We start from the raw sequence: 21564 nt of genomic DNA, 5'->3' as shown, positions 1-21564 counted from the left end.
GATGATTCGTCATCATCAAGCTAGGTCGGCTATATTACTCTAAATTTCTTTAAAGTCAACATGTAATTTAGATATTTTTAAAACTTATCAAACAACCCAAGAATCTAACCACTTTAGCCAAATCCTTGTTTCTCAACAAGTTTTTATCCGCATCACCGCCGATGGATGTGCATTCTACAGCATTTCAGGAGGGTTGCAATACCTTTCCAAAAAAAACTTATTCAACAGAACACTTTTTAGACTGAATAGTAATTTTTTATCATTTAGATTTGATATTAAGAACTTTTTTTAAACAATTAACTCCAGTAGAATGTGCCTCTTGGTTCACATTTTTGGTTTTTTTTTGATTGAAAATATGGTTTTTACATGCAACAGCTCAATTTATATTGCTTATAGTTTCAATAACTATAGGTCAGTTCAGTTACGCCCTTTCAAATCATACCTTCTATGAACTGACGTTAACTATATTAAGTTATACTAAATGGCCGAACACATCTAAACCCGTGATTTGTGTTTTAGATAATCCAGAAGCAGCCAATCAATTTCAAACAAGTTTTAAGCTGCTCACTTACGACTATCAGGTTCAATCTGTTAATACAAAAGAATTTCCTGGAACAGAATGTCATGTGGCGTATTTTTCAAATACCTCACCTCAACAACAACAATCATTAATTCAGTCTTATCCATCTCGCTATCTACTTTCACTTAGTACCAATAATCCTGCATGTGAAATAGGCAGTATTTTTTGTCTTTACAATAGAAAATCATTTCCTACGTTTAAAGTTAATTTGGATGCATTAAGTTATTCCAAGGTTCACATCGACCCTCGAGTCTTAATCTTGGCGAAGAACACGGAGTAGTTAAAGTGATTTCAAATTTATATCAATCTACTTCATTACATGCATTATTCCGTAAATCTCAATTTACTATTTTTGCTATTACTTTTGTGATTTGCTCATGTACTTTCGCTACGATTTCTATGTTTACAATGGAAACCTACGCCAAACAAAATCTGCAGTTGTTAAGCCAAACTGTTATTGAACGGATTCAACCAGCAGTCGTGTTTAAGGATAAAGGGGCAATGGATCAAATTTTAAAGGATTACACAACCGAACACGCCATACGTAGTATTCATGTTTATGATCCACAACAACAATTGTTAGCAGAAAGTACAAAAAAAATAGCCAGTACGTCTTTTTTACAAAAAATGTTGGATGAATGGTTCCTGCATGATCCAATTAAACTGATGATTTTCCACCACCAAAAGAAGGTCGGAGAATTGGTTCTTTATGGTAGCTCAGAAAATATTGTTCACTTTTTAAAGACGATTATTATTGGTTTAGCCATTTCAATGTTTTTTATCGTGATTGCATTACTTTGGTCAGTTAATTTAACTTATCGTCAAATTATGCAAGCAATTAAACCACTTACTCATATTGCTCAGCTAGTCAGTGATCAAAAAGCTTATAACTTAAGATTTCCTAGTAATCACATTAAAGAATTCCAAAATTTGAATAATGTATTTAATGAGCTATTAGAGGAAATTCAAATTTGGAATACGAACCTACAAAAAGAAAACAGGCAGTTGTCCTTCAAAGCTCATCATGATCAACTTACGACACTGCCTAATCGTCATTTTTTCTATGAAGAATTATTGAATATCTTTGAAAATCCAAGTTATAGAGAAAATTCTGCTTTAATTTTTATTGATAACAATAAGTTTAAAGTGATCAATGATCGTTATGGGCACTTAGCAGGTGATGCCGTTTTAAGAGAAATGGCTCTACGTTTAAAACAATCTGTCAGGCAAGAAGATTTTATTGCTCGCTTAGGTGGTGATGAGTTTGCAATTATTTTGCATTCAATTCATCACGCTGATCATCTCGAAGCGATTGCTGAAGGTTTACTCGCGAGTTGTAAGGAGCCTTTAGATTTTAACGGTGAAATTATTCACTTTGGTTTTAGCTTAGGTATCGCTTTCTCCCAGTATGCAGAAAATCCAGAAGATTTGGTAATGCAAGCAGATCAAGCGATGTATAAAGCTAAAAATTTAATCCCTCATTGGTTTTTATATAAACCAGAAATTTAGGACATGTTATGCGCGCTCAAACCATTAACGTTACTCTGCCTAACATTCGCTGGCTGCTTGAGTTTTGGTCCATTGAAGTATCGTCAGGTCAAAATGTTAAAAAAAGAAGGCTTTGTGCTGACAGAAGAAGGCTGGAGCTTAGGATTACCTGAACGATTACTTTTTGATTTTAATAAATCAGATATTAAACCTGAGAATAGCAAAGAAATTGTTCGCTTGGCCAAACAACTTAACAAGTATGATCTACAAAAACTGAAAATCGTGGGTCATACAGATGATATTGGAAACCCTGAATACAATCAGAAGCTTTCTGAAGAGTGAGCTCAAAGTGTTGCAGGAATTTTCTTGAACGAAGGCTTTAAGCAAACAAATTTAAATGTGATTGGTCGTGGTTCAAATCAACCTTTCGTACCTAACACATCAGATGAAAATCGAGCTAGTAATCGTCGTGTAGCGATTATTATTATCCTTAAATTAAAAATTACTGAGAAAAGCCAACTGTAATGTTGGCTTTTTTATTTTAGCTCAATGATATCTATTGTCGGTGGAACTCGGAATCGAAATGGTACACCAACCATACCTGTACCAACGGTCACAAATACATCAGCATGTTCATGGGTATAGAATCCCTTTTTATGCCCTAAAATCGAGACTCGCTTCATAATATAATTAGTAATCCACGGCAACTCAATTTGCCCACCATGAGTATGACCAGAAACCATCAAAGGTCGTGTAGGCAATTCTGGAACCATATCCACGGTATCAGGGTTATGAGACAGTATTAGCCATGGTTTATCCTGTGGTAATTCAGGCATGTATCGCATGTTCGCTTTACCAGCCCAGAGATCTCCAACACCAATCAATCGAAACTCGTCAAACTCAACAATCTTCCCCTCTATATCTATAACATCATTGTGTTCTAATGCTTGTTTCAACAACGCTTGAATCGGTGGCCCAGGATATTGCTCATCATGATTACCAGGTACTGAATAAACTGGCGCATGGATTTCACGCAAAATTGCTAACTCTTGAACCAATCTATTTTCAGGCTCATAAGTCCAATCACCAGCAACGACAACAAGGTCTGGTTGTTGTTGATTGAGTTTTTTGACAATGGTTTTTAATTGGCGTTCATGTCCTGAAAATAATCCAACATGCATGTCTGCAACCACTGCCAATTTTATTGGTCTAGTAAACTCTCGGTCTGGATGTAAACGATATTGATGATGCTTCACTTGAACAATATGAGGTTCAATAAATCGAGCGTAAATTAACAAACTACTCAATAAAAATACGAAAGTACTTTGGTGCAGACTATAATAGTCAGACCAACCTGTATATAAGCTAAAAAACCATAGTGGAATTAACAAATAGGATAAATAAAACGCTAATAAATGAATAAACGCTTTAAAAGGATGTATAGTTTCAGTCCGAGATTGATGAATCCAAGCTTGAATTAATCCCCAAAGTGCTAGAAGTGCAAAAATAGCATAGAAAATAAAAATAACTGTATCTGAACTATACATTACAGACTTCATCAACCTCACCTAAGGACAGCATGCTTATATTTATCTTTTTTGATGAAATGCTATACTCAAGCACAACATTTAATCAGTAATAATTATGACGCAATTTTCTCAGATAAATAGTCAGCATACACATATAAGTACAACTACTTACAATAAAACTATGCTTGCGATTTATTGCAGTATTGCGATCGGCGTTAGTGGCTGTAGTACCTTACCTGAACATAAAACCTTGCCTACAGCTTCAGTTGCCGTAGAACCTATTGACACTTCAGAAACCACTTTAGCTCAAATCATCGAGCCTTTACAGCAACAAAACCCAAATTTGACTGGGTATCATGTTCTTTTTGAACCTTTAGAAGCATTGGCGGCTCGTCTAAGTTTAATTGATAAAGCTGAAAAAACTTTAGATCTTCAATATTATATTTGGGATAATGACAAAGTCGGTGCACTCGCCTTACATGCACTGATTCGAGCAGCGGATCGCGGCGTCAAAGTACGCTTATTGATTGATGATAATAATGCCAAACAAACTGAAGGGATTTTCCTCGCCTTAGCACAGCACCCTAATATTCAAATTAAATTATTTAATCCATATCGTTTTCGCAAATATCGTGCTTTAGATATGATTTTTGACTTAAAACGCATTAACCGTCGGATGCACAATAAGAGCTTTATTACAGACCATCAAGTTGCCCTGATCGGTGGTCGAAATATGACAAATCAGTACTACAATGTTAGTGATAGTTATCAGTTCTCTGATGTTGATGTCATGCTTTTCGGTACGGCAGTCAATGATATTTCCCAATCTTTTGATGATTACTGGAATCATGAATATGCTTATGATGTTAGAGAAATCGTCAATCCCAAATCACATCGCTTGAGCTACGAAAGTTTAAAACAACAATTAGATGATCACTATAAAAAATCAACAGTGCAGAATTATCTTGATTTAACCAGCGAATCCACCGCGATCAAGTCACTAATGAATCGCGAGATTGCATTAGACTGGGTTAAAGCTGAAGTAGTAAAAGACTCTCCTGACAAAGTGAAATCAAAAGCAAAAAAGCATGAGCATTTAAACTTTCAGCTGATCAATCACCTAGAAAAACCTGAAAAAAATATCGACTTGATCTCTGCTTATTTCGTTCCAGAAAAAAAGGGTGCGAAGACATTAGGCGACTTAGCGCAAAGTGGTGTCAAGGTTAGAGTTCTAACGAACTCTTTTAAAGCCAATGATGTCGCTGTAGTACACGCTTTTTATGGTAAGTATCGTCAGAGATTGCTTGAAGACGGCGTTCAACTTTATGAATTTGTGCCAGCTTTAGACAAAGAAGATTTGGATAAGCATACCGATGATTTGGCAAAAAAAGCCAAGGTCAATATGAAAGGTTTAAGCCGTTCAAGTTTACATGCCAAACTGATGGCTTTAGATGAAAAACAGGTATTTATTGGCTCCTTTAACTTCGATCCACGCTCAGCTTATCTCAATACAGAAATCGGGGTTTTATTAAATAGCCCACCTCTAGCCCAAGCTGTTCATAATACGATGGATCAAAACTTAAGCAAATATGCATATAAATTAGTGTTAGATGCCAACAAAAACATTAATTGGCAACGTCAAACCAATGAAGGCATGATTAATCACACCAAGGAGCCTCGAATGAAATGGTGGCAAAAAGCTGGTGTAAAATTCCTGTCATGGCTACCTATAGAAGGCTTTATGTAACATCGCTGTCAGGCATCACTTTTAATACCTTACGATGTAACTCAGCAAGTCCCTCTCTCATCTTTTGATCAACTTCTTTGGTCAGTGTATCGACTGTATGTCCAGTTACAGGAATTGCAGGTAAAGTTAGTAAGTGAGCCGTGACTTGAGGCATTTCCAAAACTCTTTGTACATGCTCTGCAAAAGACATTTCACCAATAAAAGGTGCGATCATGTCCAATTCACCTTGTTGGTTGACATAGCAAATCACGCAAATCTGCACAGGACGCTGAGCTTCAATCGCTGCCCCTAATAATCGACCATGAACTTTTTTGACTTTACGACCATCTGTCGTGGTCGCTTCTGGGAAAAAAAGAACAGGAATATCTTTTTTCAAAAACTCAGTGATCTGTTCTTTAATTCGGAGAGAATCACCTGAACCACGTTTAATAAAAAGTGTTCCACCGCCCTTTGCAAGATTGCCTAAAATTGGCCATTTCTCAACTTCAGCTTTTGCCAAAAAGAAAATGCGAGCACCTGAACCAAGCACCGCTACATCTAACCATGAGATATGATTGCTCACCCAAAGCGCTGGCTCACGAGGAATAGTTCCATGAACTTGTACCTCAATATTGAAAACCTCGCATAAACGTCGACAAAAATACTGTACATAACGTGTGTTAACAGGGTTATTAGGATCTTTATATAAGCCGTGACGATAAATGAGATAAAAACCTTCACCAATCGTTTCTAAGCCCGAAGCCAATTTTCTACTGTATAAACTAAATTTTGATAACAAATTTAAAGGTGTACCAGTAACTGCTGATGTTTCTTGAGTCATAAATCACTAAAACCGTATGCAAGTCTGCATGTTATTAACTTGTTATATCACGCAAATATCTTTGGATAAAAGTTTCATTGATGACAAAAAGCGAACGTGGAGATAATTTTTTTCAATTTTAAATGAATAAACAGATTGATTATCATAAGTAAATCGAAATAACTGATCAAGAGGTAAGATTATGACTCCCGAAATGAGCACTCACCACGAAGACGTTAAAATTTCTTATGGATACGCTCTTAAAATGTTTCTAGGTTGGTCAATTCTATATATGGGCACCCTGATTGGTTTTATTGAGCTATTACGTCGTAATCTCATATAAACAGTCTAACTTTTTGCCCTTTCGTTGAAGTTTATTCTAGAATAGGAGTTCAATGCCTAGGATAAGATACAGCGTGGAAAATATTACACAGCGACAAAGTGGTGAGCGAGCAGTTTTAGTTAGTATCTCTGTTCAAATGCTCGATGACCTTGATGCTGAAGAGTTCCAATTGCTCGCACAATCCGCAGGCGCAGAAATTCTTGAACATATTTCTGTGCAAAGAAATAAACCAGATCCTAAATTCTTTATTGGTTCCGGTAAGGTAGATGAAATTGCTGAGTTGGTACAAGAATTAGAAGCTGAGTTAGTCATTTTTGACCATTCACTCTCTCCTGCTCAAGAACGGAATTTGGAACGCATCCTGAAATGTCGTGTAATTGATCGCACTGGACTTATTTTAGATATTTTCGCCTTACGTGCCCGTACACATGAAGGTAAACTTCAAGTTGAACTTGCACAACTCAAACACTTATCCACTCGCTTGATTCGCGGTTTCACTGGAAATTTAGAACAACAAAAAGGTGGTATTGGTCTTCGAGGTCCAGGTGAATCACAATTAGAAACAGATCGTCGTCTGATTCGTGTTCGAATAACTCAACTCAAAGACAAGTTAGTTAAAGTTCAACAGACTCGATTACAAGGTCGTGCGGCACGTCAGAAAGCGGCGATACCGACCATCTCTTTAGTCGGTTATACCAATGCTGGAAAATCGACTTTATTTAACATCTTGGCAAAAAGTGATGTCTATGCAGCAGATCAATTATTTGCAACCTTAGACCCAACTTTAAGACGTTTGGAATGGGATGGTATCGGTACCGTTGTTTTAGCTGATACAGTTGGTTTTGTCCGCAATCTTCAACACGACTTAGTTGAATCTTTCAAAGCAACCTTAGAAGAAACTTTAGAAGCAACATTGCTATTACATGTTATTGATAGCAGTAGCCCTAATATGGATGAACAAATTGAAGCCGTTGAAAGCGTGTTAAAAGAAATCGGAGCAGATGCCCCTATTTTGCATGTCTATAATAAAATTGATCTCAGTGGTGATGCAGCAAAAATCATCTACAAAGCCCCCGATGTTCCAGATCGAGTTTATGTCTCAGCTCATTCAGGACAGGGACTTGAATTATTGAGTCAAGCTGTTCAACAATGCCTTATGAGACAGTTACAACACTTCGATTTAGTTCTTAAACCTGCCTACGGAAAACTACGCACTCAGCTATACACGCTAAATGTTATTCAATCTGAACATTATGATGAACAAGGTAATTTACAATTAACCGTGTGTATGGCACCTAATAAACTTGAGCAGCTGATTAAACAAGCTCATTTGCCATTCGATGAAATTCTGGGACAAAAAGCGACTCTTTTCCAACGACCATTGGAAGAGTTCGAGCTAAATGACACCACAATATCGCATTAACAGCGACCTTGAGAATATAGATACGAGTTTAAGAGAAATGAAAGATATAGATTGGACAGCTTGGTTTTGCACGATCCTGTTAATTATTGTGTTTCGTGAAGGTGCTGTTGCAATTACCAAAGTCTTTCACCATCCTGAATTAGGTAATTTAGTAGGTCTTATAGGTTTATTGGTCACATTATTAATATGGAGACGTTTCAGAAAAATCTCGAATCGTCTCATTGATACCAATAACAAAATTATGAAAGAGAGTGCTTTCGCCTTTCTTCCCATTTGTGCTGGTTCATTAATTATGTTGGTACATTTGGGCAAAGAAATTCCAATGTTTTTGTTTGTATTAACTCTCAGTACTTTATTGCCATTGTGGATTTACGCAAAAATGGCAAAACGCTGGTTATAGGAGTCTCTAAATATGTTCATGATTATTTATGGCTTTATAATCACGTTAGTTAGCTATCTGATCGCTAAACCACTGAATAAACGTATGCCACAAATTCCACCGATTGTCTTTGCGATGTTTATCGTGATTGGTTTTCTGGCTGTCTTAGGAATCCCCTACGAGCAATACATGAAAAGTGTAAATGATGTTTTTAATCATTTACTAGGTTATGTCACCGTTGCATTAGCAATTCCATTGGCTGCTATGCGCTATGACGATTTACCCCTCAAGTCTATGCTCGGTATTTTATGTTTTGCCAGTATCAGTGCGGTCGCTTTACCAATGGGACTTGCATATCTTTTGCATATGTCTGAACCGACAATCTTGGCTTTTGCAACTCGTGCAGTCACCACGCCTATCGCATTAAATATTGCAACCTTACTGCATGCTCCTTTAATGATGGTGACCTTGATTGTAATTTTATCTGGCGTGATTGGTGCTGCATTTTCTCCATGGATTCTGAAGCATATTCATGATGAGCGTGCATCAGGTTTGGCTTTAGGTTTAGCTGCACATGCGATTGGTACAGCACAAGCTTGGCAACGTGGTCCTGTCACTGGACGCTATGCTGCTTTTGGTATGGCTGTAAACGGTGTATTTACAGCGATTTGGCTGCCTACATTTATCCTACATTTAGCATGAAATCTACAACAGTACGATAAAATAATATTGAACTAGTTGTTATTTTTACTACATAATGAGATTGAAACATTAAATGGATATTAATGAGGATATAAATGATGAGCAAAAAATTAATGAGTGCATTATTGTTATCTGCCATGACAAGTTTTGCTTTTGCCGAAGATATTACTGGTCTTTGGCAAACGATTGATGACAAGACGGGTGCACCGAAGGGTCAAGTTGAGATTCGTAAAGAGGCGAATGGCAACTATGTCGGGAAAATTGTCAAAATTACCCCACGCGCAGGCTATACACCAAAGACAACTTGTGTAGACTGCCCAGCTCCCTATACCAACAAACCAATTCTCGGTTTAGATGTACTCACTGGTTTAAAACATAGTTCAGGCAACAATTATACTGGTGGTCGTATTCTCGACCCAAACACTGGCAGAGTGTACAGCATGAAAGCCAAACTCAGCTCAAATGGTAACCGCTTAACTTTACGCGGCTATGTCGGGGTATCGGTTTTAGGGCGAACCCAAATTTGGCTGCGTGAAAGCAAATAGTCTAACACTAGCTCAAACAGATAAACCAATTGCAAAGCGTCTTCGTTGTAACAAACGAAGACGCTTTTTTCGTTACGCCGCCTTTGCAATGACAGTAAATACGATGTTTCATGCGATGTGACCTACTACATTTATCCTACATTTAACATGAAATTTACAACAATCAGATAAAATATTGTTGAACTGGTTGCTGTTTGTACTACATAATCAGATTCAAGCGTTAAATGGATCTTATTAAGGGTGTTAATAATGAACAAACAACTGATTAGTGCATTATTGTTATCTGCCATGACAAGTTTTGCTTTTGCCGAAGATATTACCGGTCTTTGGCAAACCATTGATGACAAAACTGGAGCACCTAAGGGTCAAGTGGAAATTCGCAAAGATGCGAATGGCAACTATGTCGGAAAAGTTATCAAAATCACCCCACGTGTTGGCTATACGCCAAAGGAAATCTGTGTAGACTGCCCAGCTCCCTATACCAACAAACCAATTCTCGGTTTAGATGTACTCACTGGTTTAAAACATAGTTCAGGCAACAATTATACTGGTGGTCGTATTCTCGACCCAAACACTGGCAAAGTGTACAGTATGAAAGCCAAACTCAGCTCGAATGGTAAACGCTTAACTTTACGCGGTTATGTTGGTGTATCTGCTTTAGGGCGCAATCAAGTTTGGATTCGTGAATAAATAGCACGCAGCCCTTGTGCTTGTTTGTATAATAAAAAGCTTCTTCGCTGAATAAAAATCGAAGAAGCTTTTTTATGTCATTTTTAACCTTTAGTCCATCTTGAATACTTAGAAAATGCCCTACACCACACACAAATAAACCATTTTAGCTTTAAGCATTGTCACCAACCTTCAACATAAAAAAGCACCCTTTAAATTAGACTAGAAGTGCCCAACTTTCGGGGTGCAGTTCACACGGACAGGTTTTTTATTGCCTACTCGCTGCGTAAATTAACGCGCTTGTAATTTGGCATAATCCAGCAGTACATTGGCCGCTTCAGTAATGAAAGTTTCCTCTTCAGGCAAAGCCGGGCGCAAATGCGCTTTCATTTTGGCACGAGATTCAATCAAGGCATCAATCGAGGCTTGAAAACTCTCCCAATTGGCATACGGTACTTGACCCGTTGCTGCACGGCGTTGGTTTTCCACTGCTAAGGTTTGTTTTTCTAAGTCGATGAGTTCAGCACGGCGCTGATCTATATCCAACACCACACGTTTTTGGTCGGCATTTTTTTGGTTTATTGCAGTTCGAGCCTGCAAATATTTAAACTGCGGATCAAGTGCTACACGTTGCTGAGATAACTGAGTTAACTTCACTGTATACGGCTGGACTGAACCTTCACGTTTAAATGGCGCAGTAGGAATGGTATCCCATTTCAAGGCATTCTTAGCTTTACGCTCACCAAATTCATCGTTATAAATATCGACCAATTTAATATCAGGAATCACGCCTTTATTTTGAGTACTTCCACCTGTAACGCGATAAAACTTACGCTGTGTTAAGGTCGCCTGACCATGTGCCAAAGAATCTAGTTGAACTTGGGCTGTACCTTTACCTGTGGTAGTACTACCAATAATGATACCGCGCTCATAATCTTGGATCGCTGCAGAGTAAATTTCACTTGCAGATGCAGATGCTAAGTTAACAAGAACGGCCATAGGCCCTGCATAAATTTGCTCACCCCCATCGGTATCTTCAAAGACATTCACATTACCGTTGCCATCTCTGATTTGTACCACAGGTCCAGATTTAATCACTTGTCCAAGCATACGAGCAACTTCTTCTAAAGAACCACCTGGATCATTACGCAGATCGACCAACACACCTTCCACTTTTTGTGCTTTTAATGATTCAAATGCTTTTGCAGTATCTTCAGACACAGAGCGATATTCAGCACCCGCTCGACGTGAACGATAATCAAAATAGAATGATGGAATTTCTATGACACCAAAGACATGCTTTTTGCCATCTCGATTGATTTCAACGGTACGTGAACGAACACCTGCATCTTCTTCTTGGATGACATCACGCACTAAAGTAACGTTACGAGCCTGACTCATGGATGCGCCAGGACCAAGTAAGCGCACAACGACTTTTGTTCCACGTTTACCACGAATCAGACCAACAATTTCTGAACTCGGCCAACCAATAACATCAACCATTTTTTCGCCATCTTGGGCTACGCCAATAATACGATCGCCTGATTTGACTTGACCAGATTTACTTGCTGGTCCACCTTCTACGATGGTTTCAATTTTGGTGTAATCTTCATTGCCACGTTCAGGACGAATTGATACACCAATACCTTCCAACTGCAAAGTTGTCTGACGATTCAACTCCATTGCATCAATTGGTGGATAGTAATTACTATGTGGATCATAGGTCGCCAACATTGCATTTAGAGTTTTATCTAAAACATCATCACTTTTTATACGACCTATTCTTTCTAACTGACGTGTATAACGCTTAGTGAGCGTTTGAACTGGCGTGAGGTCTTCTGGACCCGTCAAATCTTGACCATTGGCAAGAGAAGGATTTGCCTTTAATGCCTTTTGCTTCGCTTGCTCTTCTTCTTTGCTGATCGTCAAATTGATCAACTGTGAAACTAGCATTTTCTGCCAATGATTTTGTTGCTCTGCTGATGTTTTGAAATAGGGCGCTTTTTCACGATCAATCTCAAGATAAACATCTTTTTGATTTAAGTTTTGTGGCTTCTTCAACTCTGCCAACATGTACTTATAAAACTGCTTTAAACGTTCACGATATTGAGCATGAATGGCATATGGTCCAGTCAAGTTCCCAGCTTTTAAAGCGCTACCAAAACTTGAGCCATATTTATTTTTATAGTCTTCAACTTCACTGCTTAAAAATAAAGAATGATCTGGATCTAAACTATCCAAATACATATCCAAAATACGATTAGATGTTGCCGCATCTAAACGCATATTTAAATAATGTTGGCGATCAACGAGTGTTGCTAACTGGCGTGCGACCAATGCTTGTTCTTGTGAAGGTTTAATTACCGTCGAAACGACTGGCGACTCTGTCGCTGCAAATGCCTCATTTACAGTATGAGAGAAAAATAATCCACCAGTCGCTATTGCAACTGCACACGCTATCATTTGAAGTTTCATAAAATTTTGGTACTTCCTTGGATATGGCAATTATTACACGCTGATCGAATCGAGATGAACATATTTCATTCGTTTTTAACCAATGTGTCTACTTATCGGCTGTGTTAAATAAATGACCAACAAGTATTTATCATCAATATCATGTAGTTTTATCATATTCTGTACTGACAAAATGTAGCAAATCATTGCACAATTTATCTATCGTTTTTTACATCAAAATTCAAACGGAATCTATATGATCGGCGCATTGATGCTAGATATTGCTGGCACAGAACTTACACAAGAAGATATTGAACTATTACAAGCACCGCAAGTCGGTGGAATGATTTTATTTGCTCGAAATATTGAATCACCTCAACAAGTACGTGCTTTAACCGATCATATGCGACAAGTTCGCCCTGACATTTTGATTGCTGTAGATCAAGAAGGTGGACGTGTTCAACGTTTAAGACAAGGTTTCACCCTACTTCCTGCAATGGGAAGACTTGGAGAGCGTTACTCAGACCAGCCAGAACAAGCCGTTACTTTGGCTGAGCAATGTGGTTGGTTGATGGCAACTGAAGTACTGGCTGTAGGTATTGACTTCAGTTTCGCACCTGTACTGGATCTAAATGACATTAGTGATGTGATTGGTGATCGTGGTTTTGCTAAAAATATGCAAGATATCGTACCTCTTGCAGCTGCCTTTATGCGTGGTATGAAAAAAGCAGGCATGGCAACTACAGGCAAACACTTCCCTGGTCACGGCTCAGTCAAAGCCGATTCGCATGTTGCAGCTGCAATTGATAGTCGCTCATATCAAGAAATTTATGACAAAGATATGCAAAGCTTTATTCAGCTTATGCCTCAATTAGATGCTCTTATGCCTGCACATGTGATTTATGATCAAGTTGATCCAAATCCAGCAGGCTTTTCTCCATTTTGGTTACAACAGATTTTACGCCAAGAACTAAAATTTGATGGTGTACTATTCTCTGATGACTTAAGCATGCAAGCCGCATGTGTTGCAGGTGGTGCAGATGCGCGTATTCAAGCAGCATTAAATGCAGGTTGTGACATGGGTTTGGTGTGTAATGACCGTGCAGCTGCATGTATCGCTTTAGATGGTATTAGAACATTGGCTTTACCAAATCAACAACGTTTAGAACGTATGCGCGGTAAAATTCCAAATATCGAAGTGGGTACTACACTAGTGTTAGATGAAAATTGGAACAACGTCAGAAAAGTCATTGAAGAGTTTAAGAATTCGTTTTAACTTGCGATAAATAAAAGATGATTTAACTCATCATCTGATTGACCTGTTCAGGATTGAATGGGTCAACATCCTCGCGCAAATAGGTTGTGCATGGAAATAGAATAAAATTAAGAATTGAGTCTAGGACAGATGACACAACAACTTTCAAAACATCGCCACATATCATTTACTGCGCACTATACGGGATACATTTGGTATCAAATGGGGATTTCTCATCCTGTCTTTGCTACGGCGAAAGGAAGAACGCTGGCTGCGCTTGTACATCCAATCGAAAGCTGGGCTGAGAAATATGTTGGTGGCAGTATGCGCACAACGTTGAAACAACGCCATACGATGCTTGATCAGCATTTAGAAGATCTTATTCAAAAGTATCCAGACCTTCAGGTGCTTGAAATTGCCTGTGGATTATCACCACGTGGATGGTGGTTTAGACAGCACCACCCAAGTATTTGTTATCGTGAATTAGATTTGCCTGATATGGCAGCCACCAAACAAGCGGCACTACAACAAATTGAAACCGACGCTGATGATGTACTTTCTGTTGATTTATTTACCGAAGCCTTTGCTTCTGCATTTACCGTTTTTGATCCTCATCGCCCCTTGGTTGTGATCAGTGAAGGTTTAATCAACTATTTTGAAAAACCATTACTACAACAACTCATTCAAGCTATTGCCAATTATGGTCGTGATTTTAAACAATTACATTATCTCACTGATCTTTATCCCGAACCCACTCAAAATAAACTGGCTACAATTATTTGGAATAGCAGCAGATTACTGAAATGGATATCGAGAAGCGCTTTTAGCTTTCATTTCAAAACACCAAAAGAAGTTGAACATTTTTTCCACGAAGCAGGTTTTCATCAAGTTATCGTGCAACAGCCTAAACAATTTTTTGAAAATGTGACGTTAGAAAACTCAGAACAACATTTAGGTGATCTTGTATGGATGATTAAAGCATCAAATTCTTAAAATAAAAAAGTGGTCATATAGACCACTTGTTTTTTCACAATAATTAAGCTTGTTTCTGACGTTCAATAAATCGAAGCAAACGATCTGAAACTTCAAAATTACCATGTTTAAATAAAATACGTAATCCCTGCTCAGTTGCATCAAAGATTAAGCATTCGATTTTAAAGTCGCCCTCTTCATCAGATAAATGCAATGCAAGATCACGTGGATGTTGCTTCACAAACTCTAACTGCTCAAGTTGTTCCAACTTTAAGTAAACACCAAAGAAAGTAATATCAACAATTTCTACTGGCGCTTCTGTCACATCATGGCGATGTGATAATTTAGAATGAGGATTGAGTACAGGAATACGCTCTTCACCACGACGTTCAATTTTTTTCATTTGATCACGTGTCATGGTGATAATTCCATCAAGATTGTCGATGGATTCACCCTTTAAAAAAGACGTAAACAAATTCATGGTTTCTTTGCGACGCTGCAATTGAGGTACGTGATCGGCATTCGCAATTAAAGCAAATTCCATGTTCTCGCACTGAAGCGCAAAATCAGCATTTTCGTGAGGCAAAGTAAAGCTATCGTACTGTCCTGCAGCTACCAAAGTTATACACTGAGGTACAGGTACATCACTTAAACGCAACAAACGATTGCAGTTGATTTCATAACGCTCACGCTCTGTCGCGGTAAAATCTGCCATCTGTCTAAAGAACAAGCGCTTAGCTGTCGGAGACATCCGCGTTTTATCAAGCTTGGCATGATTTACAAGATACAAAATCACTGCTTGACCAAACTCCTCCATGCGATCTTCTCGCATGAGGTGAAGTGATTCCTCAAGTAGCATACGCCAGCTTTTACGGGTCTTTTGCATCACACCCATCAATACCATACGGTCAACCAATTCTGGTCGTTGATAGGCAAATGATGATGCGACAACCGAACCCAATGACATTCCCATCACGGAAACTTTCTCAATTCCGACGATATCAAGCCATTGACCGAGCATCTTAGACAAATCTGGTAATTCTAAAATTCCAGCGGACTCACCTGTATCAACATTGCGAATCTGCTGATTTGCACCCATTGACGGTAAGTCGATTAAAATAACAGGCCCACTCTCAAAGAGTTGCTCAACACAATACTTATAAGAGTTAAAGTTTTGAAATGCGCCCCCGACAATTACAATTGGCGTATTGTTGATCGTTTTAGGATCTGCAATTGCCATATATTCAATTTTCCAACCATCTATCCATGTTGTACGCGCTGGTTGTTTAAAACTGTTTTTATTGTAAATGTCGAAAAAACCAAAACCTGTATAGGTATGATTTAAATCCGAGTCCATTTGGATAATGGAATTCATATCCTTCCTCCATCCTTGTTTATTTTTCTGCTGCAAGAGTCTCATTTTTGGCGATTTCTACTTGCAAATTAACAAATTTATAAAATTTGTATTACATTTATCCTCTACATTTTTCATTCTATACAAATGCACGTTTTATACGCAATCATTTCCTTCACCACTCGTCCTGTTTAAAGCAATAATCTTTTGCAAAATATTTTACCTAAGGTTTATATTTAACACGTGCATCTCATTTTTATAAGAAAAATTGCGCTAATTAACAATTTATAATTTCTTGAATTATGAGTTCAGGCTATTCATTGTTCTTCATTTGACTGTTACTATCATTATAAATACATGCAATCGTTAAAATGCTATGCAAGATTCTATTGAAAACTATATGCAACAGGTTGGTACTCAGGCACGTGGTGCCTCTCGAGTTTTAACTAGTGCATCCACTCATTTGAAAAATCATGCACTGTCTGCTATTTACACGGCTTTGGAAAATAACCAAGCGCAAATTTTAGCAGCCAATCAAATTGATATGGAAAATGGGCGCCAACGCCAATTAGATAATGCGCTTTTAGATCGCTTGGAATTAACCCCTGCTCGCTTTAAAGGGATGTTACAAGGATTAAAAGATGTCATTGCTTTGGTCGATCCTATTGGTGAAATCACAGATCTTGCTTATCGCCCCTCAGGGATTCAACTCGGAAAAATGCGTGTACCGCTCGGTGTAATTGGAATGATTTATGAATCACGTCCAAACGTAACACTTGAAGCAGCATCATTAGCTTTAAAATCAGGAAATGCCATTATTTTACGTGGCGGTTCTGAAGCACTTGAATCCAATAAAGCGATTGCAACAGCAATTCAACATGGTTTACAGGTTTCAGGGTTACCTGAACATGCAGTTCAAGTTATTGAAACTTCTGATCGTGCTGCAGTTGGTCATTTGATCACAATGACTGAGTTTGTTGATGTGATTGTGCCACGTGGTGGTAAAAGCCTCATCGAACGAATTAGCAATGAAGCTCGCATTCCTGTGATTAAGCACTTAGATGGCAATTGCCATGTATTTGTTGAAGCTCAAGCGGATTTACAAAAAGCATTACCAATTGCATTAAATGCCAAAACACATCGTTATGGTGTGTGTAATGCGATGGAAACACTTTTAGTCGATGAAGTGATCGCAGAAGAGTTCTTGCCTAGTATTGCTGAACTCTACGCAGAAAAACAAGTTGAACTACGCGGTTGCCGTGAAACTCAACGTATTCTTGGCGATTCAGTAAAAACGGCGACTGAAGAAGACTGGTACACAGAATACTTGGGGCCAATCTTAGCGATTAAAGTTGTTAGTGGCATGGATGAGGCGATTGATCACATTAATAAGTATGGTTCACATCATACAGATGCCATCATCACTGAAAATTTCAGTTTAGCGCGTGAGTTCCTTGCACGAGTAGACTCAAGCTCAGTCATGATTAATGCTTCGACTCGTTTTGCGGATGGTTTTGAGTATGGCCTCGGTGCCGAAATTGGTATTTCAACCGATAAAATTCATGCACGTGGTCCAGTTGGCTTAGAAGGCTTAACGTCACAAAAATGGATTGTATTTGGTGATGGTCAAATTCGCCAATAAGATAATCCTAGAATAGATCGATCAAACACGATAAAGCATCATTTTGATCTTTATCGTGTTTTTATACAAAAGATACGCTTAAAACAAACAAATCAATTAAAAGAACATTTTAATTTACAGACTATACTGATCAGATTCAATTATAAATCAGTTGTATAGGCTAAAGTCTATCTTCGCCTAAGTTACAACCCATGTTAAAACATTGCGCTTGATTCCACTGCCCCATGCGTTGCAGCAAGATCAAAGTGTTCGTCATAAAATTTAAAATCAGTTAGGTGTTCAAACGTGGCTAAATCTGTACTTGTAATTAACTGTGGTTCATCGTCGATCAAATATGCGCTTGTTTCAGAACGTCGTGAAGATCGTATTTATGGCTTGGCAGAAAACTTAGGCTCTGCTGATGCGCGTATTAAGGGGGTAACGGTCGGTGGAGAACCGCTTGAATTATCAATTCCACATGCAGACCATGCCAAAGCGTTGGAAACTTTGTTAGCTCGTTTAGCAAATTATAATCCTCAAGCAATTGGACATCGTGTGGTTCATGGTGGAAATCTAACGAAAGCCGAACTTTTAACACCTGAAATCGTGAAGCGTATTGAAGCTGCCACACCACTTGCACCTCTACACAATCCTGCGCATTTGATAGGAATCGAAGCAACCATGCGCTTATTCCCAGAATTACCGCAAGTTGCTGTTTTCGATACTGCATTCCACCAAACGATGCCTGAACGTGCATATCGTTATGCATTGCCACAAAATTTATATACTGAACATCAAGTACGTCGTTATGGCTTCCATGGAACTAGCCATGCCTATGTCACTGAACGTGCCAGCGAACTTGCAGGTGCCAAAAATCAAGGCGGCTGGCTCAGCGCTCACCTAGGCAATGGCAGTTCTACTTGTGCAGTTTGGAATGGTCAAAGCCTTGACACCTCTATGGGTATGACACCTTTAGAAGGTGTAGTTATGGGTACACGTAGTGGTGATGTTGATCCAAGCTTACATTTATTTTTAGCTAGTAACTTAGGGTGGGATATTCAAAAGATCGACACCATGCTAAACAAAGAAAGTGGTTTACTTGGTTTATCAGGCTTATCCAATGATATGCGTACCCTTGTGGAAGCTTCTGAAAATGGTCATGAAGGTGCGACTTTAGCAATCGAAGTGTTCTGTTATCGCTTAGCAAAATCTCTGTCAGCTTTAAGTTGCGGTCTACCACGTTTAGATGGTTTAGTATTTACGGGTGGGATCGGTGAAAACTCAGCTTACGTACGTGAAAAAACGTTGGGATATTTACCACACTTCGGCTTACAGTTTAGTCAAGATAACAACAATGCCCTAGCACGTGGTACTGAAGGACGAATTGATGCTGGAACAGGTCCTCAAATTTGGGTTGTTCCAACCGATGAAGAAGGGCGTATTGCCAAAGAAACGCGTCAAGTCATTGAACAGACTGCTTAAACCACAAACAGTTAGACAAAAATTAAGGTCATTATGAATACAATTTTATTGATCCCTACAGGTGAAGGTGTTGGTTTAACATCTGCATGCTTAGGTATGATTTACGCATTGGATTGCAAAGGGATTAACGCAGGGTTTCTAAAACCTTTTTCACAAATTGCAGATACCACCATTGACCGTACTACTACGCTGTATAGTCACCTTTTTCAACATAAGTCAGTTGAACCGATTATTTATGAAAAGTTAACTCAACTGATTGCTTTAGGTGAAACTGACGAATTACTCGAAGAAGCAGTTGCCTTACATCGTCAAATCGCTGCAAATCATGATGTCATTATTGTTGAAGGACTTGTTCCAAATGGTCAGGATCATTTTGCTAGTGAAATCAATGCCGCACTTGCACAAGCGCTAGATGCACAAGTCGTATTAGTCAGTACAGCTGATCTTGCAGACCCACGCAAAACAGCTGAAAAAGTTGATGCACATCTACGTCAATTTGGTGGTGCTGCATCAGCACGTACTACAGGTGTGCTCTTTATGCGCACCAAAGGACTTCCGGAAGGCACGGCTGAGATTCCTGTTACACTCGACCCAAGCTTACGTTTAGATGAAAAAATTGCAGAATTCTCAAAAGAACTGCAACGTTATAATCGTTTTATGGGCACAGATGACTTACCGATTATTGGTTTAGTCCCTTTTAGCAACATTCTGAGTGTTCCACGCAGTTTAGACATTGCATCGGTGGTTGATGGGACTTGGTTACATGAGGGCGAAGCGAAGCAACGTCGAATTCTCCATACTAGCCTGATTGCTTCAGATATCGAAGCCGAATTGCAAAAATTCGTTGCTGGTGAGCTGATCATCAGTGCAGCACAGCGAACTGATACTTTACTTGCAGCCAGTGTCGCAACTAGCAACGGGATTCCTTTAGCTGGATTAGTTTTAACAGAACAATCGGCCCCAGCGAATAATGTTCTAGAGTTCTGCCAAGGTGCCATAAAACAAGGCTTACCTATTTTACATACACCTCTAGACACGCTAGAAACTGCTCAGCGCTTGCACCATTTTGGTAATGAAATCCCAGTCGATGATACTGAGCGTGCTGAACAAGTAACTCGCTTTGTTTCTAGTCATATTGATAATAACTGGCTTGATCAACACACTCAGAATAATCTACATCCACGATTATCCCCTTCTGCTTTCCGCTATGAGTTGGTACAAAAATCGATTGCAGCCAAGAAGCGTATCGTTCTACCTGAAGGTGATGAACCACGTACTGTTCAAGCTGCTGCAATTTGTCAATCTCGCGGAATCGCGCACTGTATTTTGCTTGCAAAACCAGAATCAGTTGCTGAGGTTGCAAAAGCACGTGGCATTCAACTACCAAGTGATTTAGAAATTATTGACCCTGACAGCATTCGTGACCAATATATTGAACCGATGGTTGAATTGCGTAAAGGTAAGCTTGATGCACTACAAGCTAAAGCTCAACTGCAAGACACTGTGGTTCTCGGTACGATGATGCTAGCACTTGATCAGGTTGATGGTTTAGTTTCAGGTGCCATTCATACAACGGCCAATACTGTACGTCCAGCATTTCAATTAATAAAAACTGCACCAAATTACTCACTGGTTTCATCAATCTTTTTCATGCTATTGCCTGATGAAGTCTATGTATACGGTGACTGTGCAATTAATCCTGATCCAAATGCTGAACAGCTTGCAGAGATTGCGATTCAATCGGCTGATTCTGCAAAAGCTTTTGGTCTCGATCCTCGTATTGCAATGATCAGTTATTCAACAGGAACTTCGGGGACTGGTGCGGATGTGGAAAAAGTTGCAGAAGCGACTAAAATTGCAAAACAGCGCCGCCCTGATTTATTGATTGATGGTCCTTTACAATACGATGCAGCGTCCGTTGAAAGTGTCGGTCGCCAAAAAGCACCAGACTCGCAAGTAGCTGGTCGCGCCAACGTATTTATCTTCCCTGACCTCAATACAGGTAATACCACCTACAAAGCGGTGCAACGTGCTGCCAATGTTGTAAGTGTCGGCCCGATGCTACAAGGCTTAAACAAGCCCGTAAATGATTTGTCTCGTGGCGCTTTGGTGGATGATATTGTGTTTACCATTGCATTGACTGCGATTCAGGCAAAGCAACAAGACTAGTCTGATCTCTTTGCAATAAGGAAAAAGCCATCACTTGATCAAAGTTGATGGCT

18 protein-coding genes and 1 pseudogene are annotated in these 21564 nt (G+C 38.9%); 15 read left to right on the top strand and 4 right to left on the bottom strand.

Annotated elements, in window-relative coordinates; translation table 11 throughout:
• Positions 1–347: 347 nt before the first annotated feature.
• The 3 genes and pseudogenes from IRT38_RS05565 (at position 348) to IRT38_RS05555 (ending at position 2593) form a co-directional block, all read left to right on the top strand.
• Entirely contained in the window at positions 348–860 is a 513-nt protein-coding gene (locus tag IRT38_RS05565) for a YfiR family protein (RefSeq protein ID WP_409514088.1), read from the top strand.
• 5 nt (positions 861–865) lie between these two features.
• Entirely contained in the window at positions 866–2089 is a 1224-nt protein-coding gene (locus tag IRT38_RS05560; protein WP_194597151.1) for a diguanylate cyclase domain-containing protein, read from the top strand.
• 3 nt (positions 2090–2092) lie between these two features.
• A pseudogene (locus IRT38_RS05555) lies at positions 2093–2593 on the top strand (OmpA family protein).
• A gap of 11 nt (positions 2594–2604) precedes the next feature.
• Here the strand turns inward: IRT38_RS05555 and IRT38_RS05550 are convergent.
• Positions 2605–3615, bottom strand: a complete 1011-nt coding sequence (locus IRT38_RS05550; protein ID WP_136700417.1) for a metallophosphoesterase — start codon at positions 3613–3615, stop codon at positions 2605–2607.
• 163 nt (positions 3616–3778) lie between these two features.
• On the opposite strand from IRT38_RS05550, the gene IRT38_RS05545 reads away from it, so the two are divergent.
• Positions 3779–5344 (top strand): phospholipase D family protein, encoded by a 1566-nt coding sequence (locus IRT38_RS05545; RefSeq protein ID WP_227592141.1) that lies wholly within the window; start codon positions 3779–3781, stop codon positions 5342–5344.
• Here IRT38_RS05545 and IRT38_RS05540 read toward each other — a convergent pair.
• The gene (locus IRT38_RS05540; protein WP_039048166.1) at positions 5337–6164 is read right to left on the bottom strand and encodes a lysophospholipid acyltransferase family protein; all 828 of its coding nucleotides are present in this window, start codon (positions 6162–6164) and stop codon (positions 5337–5339) included. The two genes, IRT38_RS05545 and IRT38_RS05540, sit on opposite strands and share 8 nt — an antisense overlap.
• A 181-nt stretch (positions 6165–6345) precedes the next feature.
• Between IRT38_RS05540 and IRT38_RS05535 the strand changes: the two genes are divergently transcribed.
• The 6 genes from IRT38_RS05535 to IRT38_RS05510 all read left to right on the top strand — a co-directional run bounded on the left by IRT38_RS05535 (position 6346) and on the right by IRT38_RS05510 (position 10225).
• A complete protein-coding gene (locus tag IRT38_RS05535; protein ID WP_004909183.1) occupies positions 6346–6486 on the top strand; it encodes a hypothetical protein in 141 nt (46 codons plus the stop codon).
• A 73-nt stretch (positions 6487–6559) separates the two neighbouring features.
• On the top strand, positions 6560–7909 hold the full coding sequence (gene hflX, locus IRT38_RS05530) for a ribosome rescue GTPase HflX (protein WP_194597149.1): 1350 nt from the start codon (positions 6560–6562) through the stop codon (positions 7907–7909).
• 37 nt (positions 7910–7946) lie between these two features.
• Positions 7947–8309, top strand: coding sequence for a hypothetical protein (locus tag IRT38_RS05525; protein WP_005403212.1), 363 nt, complete (start codon positions 7947–7949; stop codon positions 8307–8309).
• Positions 8310–8321: 12 nt separating this feature from the next.
• Positions 8322–8990 (top strand): LrgB family protein, encoded by a 669-nt coding sequence (locus IRT38_RS05520; RefSeq protein ID WP_194597148.1) that lies wholly within the window; start codon positions 8322–8324, stop codon positions 8988–8990.
• 95 nt (positions 8991–9085) lie between these two features.
• Positions 9086–9535: a DUF2147 domain-containing protein gene (locus tag IRT38_RS05515; RefSeq protein ID WP_194597147.1), complete on the top strand. Its 450-nt coding sequence runs from the start codon at positions 9086–9088 to the stop codon at positions 9533–9535.
• A 249-nt stretch (positions 9536–9784) separates the two neighbouring features.
• Positions 9785–10225: a DUF2147 domain-containing protein gene (locus IRT38_RS05510; RefSeq protein ID WP_194597146.1), complete on the top strand. Its 441-nt coding sequence runs from the start codon at positions 9785–9787 to the stop codon at positions 10223–10225.
• 270 nt (positions 10226–10495) lie between these two features.
• On the opposite strand, the gene IRT38_RS05505 is transcribed toward IRT38_RS05510, so the two are convergent.
• Positions 10496–12679, bottom strand: coding sequence for a carboxy terminal-processing peptidase (locus IRT38_RS05505; protein ID WP_194597145.1), 2184 nt, complete (start codon positions 12677–12679; stop codon positions 10496–10498).
• Positions 12680–12914: 235 nt separating this feature from the next.
• Here IRT38_RS05505 and nagZ point away from each other — a divergent pair, with 235 nt between their 5' ends.
• Positions 12915–13934 carry a beta-N-acetylhexosaminidase gene (gene nagZ / locus IRT38_RS05500; protein WP_194597144.1) on the top strand — a complete coding sequence of 340 codons (1020 nt, stop codon included), beginning with the start codon at positions 12915–12917 and terminating at the stop codon, positions 13932–13934.
• A gap of 129 nt (positions 13935–14063) precedes the next feature.
• The gene (locus tag IRT38_RS05495) at positions 14064–14906 is read left to right on the top strand and encodes a class I SAM-dependent methyltransferase (RefSeq protein WP_194597143.1); all 843 of its coding nucleotides are present in this window, start codon (positions 14064–14066) and stop codon (positions 14904–14906) included.
• 43 nt (positions 14907–14949) lie between these two features.
• Here the strand turns inward: IRT38_RS05495 and IRT38_RS05490 are convergent, their stop codons facing one another.
• Complete coding sequence (locus tag IRT38_RS05490; RefSeq protein ID WP_194597142.1) at positions 14950–16260, bottom strand: alpha/beta fold hydrolase; 1311 nt, start codon at positions 16258–16260, stop codon at positions 14950–14952.
• Between the two features lie 355 nt (positions 16261–16615).
• Between IRT38_RS05490 and IRT38_RS05485 the strand changes: the two genes are divergently transcribed.
• From IRT38_RS05485 to pta, 3 genes are all read left to right on the top strand, one after another.
• Entirely contained in the window at positions 16616–17881 is a 1266-nt protein-coding gene (locus tag IRT38_RS05485) for a glutamate-5-semialdehyde dehydrogenase (protein ID WP_194597141.1), read from the top strand.
• Positions 17882–18166: 285 nt separating this feature from the next.
• Positions 18167–19342, top strand: a complete 1176-nt coding sequence (locus IRT38_RS05480) for an acetate/propionate family kinase (protein ID WP_004964219.1) — start codon at positions 18167–18169, stop codon at positions 19340–19342.
• Between the two features lie 33 nt (positions 19343–19375).
• Positions 19376–21511, top strand: coding sequence for a phosphate acetyltransferase (pta, locus tag IRT38_RS05475; RefSeq protein ID WP_004909207.1), 2136 nt, complete (start codon positions 19376–19378; stop codon positions 21509–21511).
• The last annotated feature ends 53 nt before the right edge of the window (positions 21512–21564 follow it).

Origin of the sequence: Acinetobacter sp. SK-43 (assembly GCF_015351505.1) — a bacterium.
Taxonomy (GTDB): domain Bacteria; phylum Pseudomonadota; class Gammaproteobacteria; order Pseudomonadales; family Moraxellaceae; genus Acinetobacter; species Acinetobacter junii.
Note: the sequence above shows the minus strand (reverse complement) of the source record. Positions and strands in the feature narration are given on the sequence as shown.